At 63.4% G+C, this 6,205-nt stretch carries 6 protein-coding genes; 1 reads left to right on the top strand and 5 read right to left on the bottom strand.

What is annotated here, in order from left to right; all coding sequences use genetic code 11:
- Window positions 1–332 precede the first annotated feature (332 nt).
- Window positions 333–1,631 (bottom strand): protein kinase domain-containing protein, encoded by a 1,299-nt coding sequence (locus H4684_RS18165; RefSeq protein ID WP_225940545.1) that lies wholly within the window; start codon window positions 1,629–1,631, stop codon window positions 333–335.
- Window positions 1,632–1,633: 2 nt separating this feature from the next.
- Entirely contained in the window at window positions 1,634–2,353 is a 720-nt protein-coding gene (locus tag H4684_RS18160) for a metallophosphoesterase family protein (RefSeq protein ID WP_192624822.1), read from the bottom strand.
- Between the two features lie 137 nt (window positions 2,354–2,490).
- On the opposite strand from H4684_RS18160, the gene H4684_RS18155 reads away from it, so the two are divergent.
- Window positions 2,491–3,054, top strand: a complete 564-nt coding sequence (locus H4684_RS18155; RefSeq protein WP_192624821.1) for a chalcone isomerase family protein — start codon at window positions 2,491–2,493, stop codon at window positions 3,052–3,054.
- Window positions 3,055–3,085: 31 nt separating this feature from the next.
- Here H4684_RS18155 and H4684_RS18150 read toward each other — a convergent pair whose 3' ends face one another.
- The 3 genes from H4684_RS18150 to H4684_RS18140 are packed head-to-tail and all read right to left on the bottom strand — an operon-like array spanning window position 3,086 to window position 6,197.
- The gene (locus H4684_RS18150; RefSeq protein WP_092188482.1) at window positions 3,086–3,316 is read right to left on the bottom strand and encodes a hypothetical protein; all 231 of its coding nucleotides are present in this window, start codon (window positions 3,314–3,316) and stop codon (window positions 3,086–3,088) included.
- Window positions 3,316–5,253 (bottom strand): transglutaminase TgpA family protein, encoded by a 1,938-nt coding sequence (locus H4684_RS18145; RefSeq protein WP_192624820.1) that lies wholly within the window; start codon window positions 5,251–5,253, stop codon window positions 3,316–3,318. The genes H4684_RS18150 and H4684_RS18145 overlap by 1 nt, the downstream gene beginning before the upstream one ends.
- Window positions 5,250–6,197, bottom strand: coding sequence for a DUF58 domain-containing protein (locus H4684_RS18140; protein WP_092188486.1), 948 nt, complete (start codon window positions 6,195–6,197; stop codon window positions 5,250–5,252). Before H4684_RS18140 ends, H4684_RS18145 begins: the two co-directional genes overlap by 4 nt.
- Between the last annotated feature and the right edge of the window lie 8 nt (window positions 6,198–6,205).

The following is a 6,205-nucleotide window of genomic DNA, read 5'->3' as shown; positions in this document are numbered from 1 at the left end:
GGGATTTGTCATCACATGGTCGCCATGATCCGATATATGCATACCATGGCCGCAACGATCCGGTATATGCATACCGTAGGGGCGGCCCTGCGTGGCCGCCCTTCTTCCCTGCCGCCCCTGCGTGGTTGTCTCGCCTTACACCGAGATTGGGCAGACACGTAGGTCTGCCCCTACGGTGGTGCGGGTCGGTGTGGGCGGGCGATGTTGGGGCCGTGTTGGCACCGTGTTGGCATCGTGTTGGCACCGTGTTGGCATCGTGTTGGCACCGTGTTTGGACCGTGTAGGGGCGAAAAATTTTTCGCCCACCCCACGATTGCACCGGCCCCCCTGTTTCACACGGATCGCACCAGCCGGACATGAAAACGGCAGCTTCGGTCCTGGGTCAGCACGGCGCCTCCTCCGACATCGACGAACCAGGCCGATGTATAGCTGCGCCGGTCTCCTGTCCAGAGCCATAAGTACCTGTCGCCAAAGGGCCTGTGACAAAACTCGTCCAGCTCAAGCCCGGGTCTCAGCAACGAGACCAGTTCCTCCACCGTGGGCATGCGCCAGCCTTCGGCCGCATCGGTTCCCGAGGCCACGGAAGCCGCGGAGGCCATGCCTTCGTCCCAGGTCATGGGCCAGGGGGAGACGGCCCCCCAGACCAGGCCGGTGCATCGGTCCAGCCAGCCGCCCATGACCTCTTCCAGCTCCGTTTCGTGATAGGCCAGCGGCCGGTACAGCTCGTCCAGAAAATCAAAGGGACGCGGGCCCACGCCGGTGCGCAGCGGCTTCGAGCGCAATCTGCCCATGACGGTACAGACTGGTTCCGGCAGCACGCATTCGCTGCTGGAGCGTCTTTGCAGATCCGCTTCGAGGGTCTTCAGGGCATCGCGCATGGCTCCTGCATCCTGAAAGCGCGCATCGGGATCAGCGGCCAGGGCCAGGGCGAAAAATTCCCGCCACGCCCCGGAAAAGAGGGGCGAATCGACCAGCCCGTCCACGGGCAAGAATCCGCTGACCAGACGATGCAGAACCACCCCAACGGCATGAAGGTCGGCCCGCTCGTCCGCCTTCTCGGGGCTGTCCTCCTGTTCCGGCGCGGCGTAATACGGAGAACCGATCTTGAGACCCTTCGGCTTGACCCAGACCTCGCCGCGCAGTCGCGACAAGCCAAGGTCGATGAGCTTTATCGTCCCGTCGCTGCCGAGCATCAGATTGCCGGGCTTGACGTCGAGATGGATGATTCCCCGGCCGTGCAGATACTCCAGTCCGTCCAGAGTCTGACGCACGAAATCAAGGGCGGTGCGCGGCGGCACTACCCGCGTCACATCCTCGACCACGCGCCCTTCACCGATGAGACCGCCCAGGTTCATGCACAGGTATTCAAGGACCATGAAGGGCCGCCCCCGGTCCTCGTCCAGATCGAGGACCGAGGCGATGTTGCGATGCTCGCATGAACCCAGAAGCCTGGCCTCGCGCAAAAAAGCGGACCTCACAGCTTCCTCGCCCATAAGCTCGTTCAACAGCTCGTGGGGCTGCAAAAGCTTCAGGGCCATGACCCGGCCCAGGGCCTGGTGCCCGACCTTGTAGACCCCACCCATGCCACCCCGACCAAGGCCTCCCAAAACATTGTAGCGTCCTATCTTCATGGTCACCAGAGCCTCGTGGCGTAATAATCGGGGAATCCCCGCTCGCGGATTTTGGCCACGGTGCGTTCGATGTCGTAGGACACGAAGCGCACCTCGATCAGGTCCGTCTGGGTATTCCAGAGCAGGTATTTGGCGTTGTTGTTTCCGTCCCGGGGCTGTCCGACGCTGCCCGCGTTGACGATGCAGGGGCTCCCATCCAGCATGAACCGCTCCCGCCCAAGTTCCCTGCGCACGACCTCGGTCCCGTTCCAGCCAACCAGACCCAGCTCGTGGGTGTGCCCGACAAAGGTCAGCGCCTCACCCTGCGCAAACCAGCGCTCAAGAGCCGCATCATCGACCTGGAACAGATAGGTGGTCACGCTGTCGGGCGGGAACCCGTGCACGAACCTCGCCCCGGCATGGCACAGAAAGCGGGGCAGGGAGCCGATGTAGCGCAGACTCTCGGAAGACAGCAGGCTCGCGGTCAGTCCCAGTCCCTTTTGCGCCGTGGAGTTGAACCAGGCGCGTTCCGTCGCATTGACGATGCCGAGTTCATGGTTGCCCATGCAGCACACTACGTCATGTTCGCGCACCGAGATGACGGCTTCCTCGGGATTCGGCCCGTAGCCGACCACATCCCCCAGGCTCACGATTTGATCGACAGGTAGCGGTGCCATGTCCTGCCAGACAGCGTCCAGGGCTTCGATGTTGCCGTGAATATCCGAAAGAATCGCGACCAGCATGCATTCTCCGCCGGGGGACGATGTCGTCGCCCCCCTTTTCATTTTGCAAAAGCAATGCTAAGCGAACGCTCAACACTGCCAGTCTTACTGCAAGACAATTTCAATATTTCAACATGATAGCAATAAAGGGTTCACTCATGATTCGCAAATACATCTTCATATGCATGATCATCCTGAGCATCGCGTCCCCTGCCTCGGGCGGCCGGATCGGTGATGTCACCCTGTCCGACCAGCTCACCCTGGGTGAATCCACCCTGACCTTGAACGGCCTTGGGATGCGCACCTTCACCTTCTTCGACGTCTATGCGGCCGGACTCTACCTGACCGCGCCTTCCACAGACGCCGGGACAATCCTGGCCACGGATGCCCCCCGGGCCATGACCATGCATTTTCTGCGCAAGGTCGAAGCCGAAAAGATCTCAGACGCCTGGCTGGACGGGCTGGAGGCCAACACTCCCGCCGCCGACGCGTCTCTCAGGGAGCGCTTCGCGACACTCGGAAGCTTTATGGAAACCATGAGCAAGGGCGAGACCCTGAGCTGCCTGTATGATCCGGCGACTGGAACCAGAATCGTGGTGCGCGACCAGCTCAAGGGCGTGATCCCGGGCAAGGATTTCAACGATGCCCTGCTGGCCTGCTGGATCGGTCCCAAACCCGGACCGGGTGAAAAATTCAAGGCCGGAATTCTGGGCCAACGCTAAAAAACGAATGCCAAGGCGCCCAGGGGCGCCTTCACTTTTTTCTGCGCCAGGGAAAGCGGCAGCTCAAGGCCTCCCACGCATACCGGATTCCCCGCACCACGAACACCCCAAGCACGGTCAGCAACGCCGCATTGACCTTGGCCGCCTGAAGCGTCGATTCCTTGAAATATGACTTGGCGTGCTCGTATTCCTGCTCCACCGGCGTGATAGGAGGCTCTTCCCTCTTTTCCACCGGCACCAGGGCACCCTTTTTTTCTTCCATCAATTCTTTCTCCCCATGAATTCATCAATGAGCCTCTTGAATGCCGCAAGGTCTCCCCGGCCGCTGTAACGCAGCGCCATGTACCCTTCTGCAATATCCCCGACAGGCTGGGCCAGATCCGGACGCAGCGTGCCGATGCGCCGGGCAAAATCACGCGGGCCTTCGGCAGGTCCCCTGGGCAATCCCTGTTTTTCCAGTTTGCGACAAAAGCGGGCGTACAACGACACAACCGGATCTCGCCGGTCACGCCGCGCCCGCAGCATGAAGCCGACCACAACGCCCAGCACGGTGCATAGCCCCACGGCCAGGATGACCGCCAATTTTCCGGCTCCGGCCCGGGTGGCGGGATCGAGACCCAGACGCTCCCACAAGCCGCGCTGCCGTTCATGGCTGAAGCCGAGCACCCACTGATTCCAGGAGTTGTTGGCCGCGTCCCATCCCAGTTGAAAAAAACGTCCCACCTTGCGCAGGGCCCGGACCCCTTCGGGCAGCACGACACCCCGGCCCTGGGGCACGAAGGTCTCCACGCCGGTCACCAGCCGCTGCGGGGCGACAACCGAGGTCGGGTCCACGCGCAGCCAGCGCCCGTCGATCCAGACTTCGACCCAGGCGTGGGCGTCGGACTGGCGGACGATGAGGTACCCGCCCATGGGATTCACCTCCCCGCCCTGATAGCCGACCACGACCCGGGCCGGAATCCCGGCGGCGCGAAGCAGAAAAGCCATGGCCGAAGAATAATGTTCGCAATATCCCAGCCGGGTTGCAAACAAAAACTGATCGACGATGTCCTGATCCATGGCTCCGGGACGCAGGCTGTACACGAACCCGCCCTCCCTGAAAAATTCCAGCGCGGCCGCGACCGTCCCTTCCGAGGAGAGGCCCGCCTCCCTCCATTGGGTGGCCAGGGCGCGAGCCTTGGGATTTCCGCCATCGGGCAACGCGGTCCACGGCGGTCCGGGAACGGGGGCGGAGCCGGGAGTCGGCACCGAGACGAGTTCAAAGCGCACCCGCGAACGGACCATGCGCAGGCTGGCCAGGGTCTGGTCGGAGCGAAGCACCGTGCCTCTTGGGGCGAGCACGGGCAGGTCAAGGGCGAAAACCCACTCCCGGTTGTGCGGCTCCATGGTCATGGTGTAGGGCACGCCGCCCTCGGGGAGAGCGCCGCCGCGCGGGGCGGTGACCTCGGCGGGTAGGTCCCGGGACCAGGTCAAGCCGTCGAAGCTGTCCAGCACCAGCCCGCGCCAGTAAAGGCTGTCCCGGTCCGGGATGGAGCCGGGAAAATCGACCCTGAAGGCCACCTCCCGGGACAGGGACAGGCTGGCCACTGAACCCGGCTCAAGGGTCTCGCTGAACCCGCTGACACCCTCGTCACGCTCGTCGTGCACGCCCCAGAGAGCGCCCTGGAGACGAGGAAAAAAGACAAAGAGAAGCAGGGCCAGCGGCAGGGCCTGAACCAGCAGCAGGCCGCCGCGACGCAGGTCCGGGAGCAGGCGAGATTCGCCGGAATGCAGGTGAACCAGGGCAGCGGTCACGGCCATGACCGAAAAAAACATGTACGCGCTCATGACCAGCGTTTGGGAATAGAGCACGTTGGTCACGACCACGAAATAGGCCAGAAAGAGCAGGGCCAGCATGTCGCGCACGGACTTGCTCTCCACGGCTTTTAGCCCCAGCATGAGGGACAGCAGGGCCACTCCGGCGTCGCGTCCGAAGGACCGGCCATGGGTGAAGAGCACCAGGGCAAGGCAGCAAAGGGCCAGAATGACGCGCAGCCACCGGGATGGAACGGGCCAGCCCCGATATTGCATCCCCAGGGCGTAGCCCCAGGCTGCACAGACGAAAACGCCGACAAAGAGCGGCACGCGCGGCAGGTGCGGGGCAAAGGCCAGCGCCAGGGCCAGCAGGGTCACGCTGAAGCGGCGCTTGTCGTGGATCATGCGCCCTCCGGGAGCAAGGCCAGGGCCTCCAGGCAGCGATGCGCCTGTCCGGCGCCGCTGCCCGGCTCGATCATAAGCCCCGGCAGCCGCAGCCCGTAGCTTATGCCTTCGCGCTCCGCTTCCCGCACCAGTCCGGCCAGCAGACTGATGCGCTCCTCGTAGCCGGACGCCCGGACCTCGTCCCAGTCAAAGACTAGTGTCCGGGCCACGCCGGAGCGAAATTCCTTGGAAAACAGGCCAGCGCCCCTGGCCGAGGCCTTCCAGGAGACCCGGGACATGCCGTCTTCAGGGCGATAGGGCCGCACGCCGCCGAACTCCCCGGACTGACTGACGATCCCGAGTCCGCCCTCATCGCCGTCGCCCAGCAGCTGGTGCCGATCCATCCTGTCGACGGCCAGGGGTCTGGGATAAACCAGCCCGGTCACAGGGAGCACAAGGGGGGACCAGGCGCGAAAGAGCCCCAGGGGATAGCGGGTACTGATCACCACCTGTCCCAGTGGCAAGAGGCCACGCTTTGAAGTCGGAACGCTCAGATCCATCTCCAGTCCGGCCCCGGCATGGAGGGAAAACTCGGCCTCTGCCGCTCCGATGCGCACGCAAAGGCGCCTGCGCTCACGGCCAGCGGCCCGGAAAAAGAGCTGCAACCGGGCATCATCCAGGCAATAGGCCGGAAAGAGCCGCCCGGCCTCGACCTCAAGCCCGGCCAGGTTGGCGTAGGCATGGATGGCGGAAAGAATGGAAATGCTGCCCAGCAGGAAGGTCAGCAAAAATGCCAGGTTATTGGTGTAGTTGATGGCTGCGATGAGCATGGCCAGAAGAAAAAAGGCAAAGACCGTCCCGGCCCGGGTGGGCAGGATGTAAATCCGCCGCCGGTTCAGACGCAGGGGCAGATCCGCGCGTTGCCGCGCCAGGATCAGATTACGGATGAACCGTGGTAAAACCATGCTGTTCT

The sequence above is a fragment of the Desulfomicrobium macestii genome, from assembly GCF_014873765.1.
GTDB lineage: Bacteria > Desulfobacterota > Desulfovibrionia > Desulfovibrionales > Desulfomicrobiaceae > Desulfomicrobium > Desulfomicrobium macestii.
The sequence above is the reverse complement of the archived record's forward strand: the minus strand, read 5'-3'. Positions and strand labels throughout refer to the sequence as shown.